The 1040-nt window shown below is 59.7% G+C and carries 1 protein-coding gene and 1 pseudogene; both read left to right on the top strand.

Features of this window, described 5'->3' with window-relative positions:
* A pseudogene (locus tag Q4Q11_RS31840) lies at positions 1-237 on the top strand (S-(hydroxymethyl)glutathione dehydrogenase); the annotation flags it as partial.
* A gap of 140 nt (positions 238-377) precedes the next feature.
* Positions 378-752 (top strand): PsiF family protein, encoded by a 375-nt coding sequence (locus Q4Q11_RS31835; protein WP_498571983.1) that lies wholly within the window; start codon positions 378-380, stop codon positions 750-752.
* The last annotated feature ends 288 nt before the right edge of the window (positions 753-1040 follow it).

The following is a 1040-nucleotide window of genomic DNA, read 5'->3' as shown; positions in this document are numbered from 1 at the left end:
GCCGGCCAGGAGATCTCGACGCGTCCGTTCCAGCTGGTGACCGGCCGCTCGTGGATGGGGACTGCCTTCGGCGGCGCGCGCGGCCGCACCGATGTTCCGAAGATCGTCGACTGGTACATGGAGGGCAAGATCCAGATCGACCCGATGATCACCCACACCATGCCGCTCGAAGACATCAACAAGGGCTTCGACCTCATGCACTCCGGAAAGAGCGTCAGGGGCGTCGTCATCTACTGACGGAGCCGGCAAGCTCACTGGAAGTTTTTTGGCGATCCAAGCGACGGATATGCCGACGGCCATCGTTCAAGAAGGACGCCGACCTCGTGACGATGTCGGCGGCTTGAACATGAATGCCTTCAGGCAAAAGGATATGCCCCATGACCAGCAAGCTGCTAAGTGCGACCGCCGCCGCTCTCTTCGCCCTATCTTCCGCAACCGTGGTCTTCGCGCAAACGACGGCACCTGCAACGACGACCGCAACGCCAGCTCCCGCCGCGACCTCTTCCGCTTCGACGCCGTCTTCCGCCATGCCGACGAAGGATGAAATCAAGACGGCGCGGCAAGCCTGCCGGCAGGATGCGGCAGGGCAGGGCCTCAAGGGTCAGGCACGCAGGGATGCGGTCAAAAGCTGCCTGCAGCAGAAATACCCGGTTCTAGCAAAGCGCAAGACCTGCCACGATGAAGGCACGGCCAAGGGCTTGCAGAAGAAGGCATTGCGTGACTACGTCAAGCAGTGCGTCACCGCGAGCTAGGCTGCGGAATTACCTGAATTCCTTTGCAATCATAGTCCGCTCCGCGGAGCGGACTAAGGCTTCCAATATGTTACGCCATCGCCATGGAACGCGCGTCAGCCCTTTTTCTGGAAGGCAAACCTCCTTATCTCCTCGCCAGAGCAATAGATTCAGAGCGCAACGTGCTTTTCCATCCAGATCGGCTTTCATTCGGCATCGTCTTGCCGGTGCAGGCGAGAACCGCAGCGGACATACAGTTCGATACCCAGCTCGATATCGCAGCCCAAGCCGACAAATTGGGTTTCGATG

Source organism: Rhizobium sp. UFLA01-1127 (genome assembly GCF_059803845.1).
The sequence above is the reverse complement of the archived record's forward strand: the minus strand, read 5'-3'. Positions and strand labels throughout refer to the sequence as shown.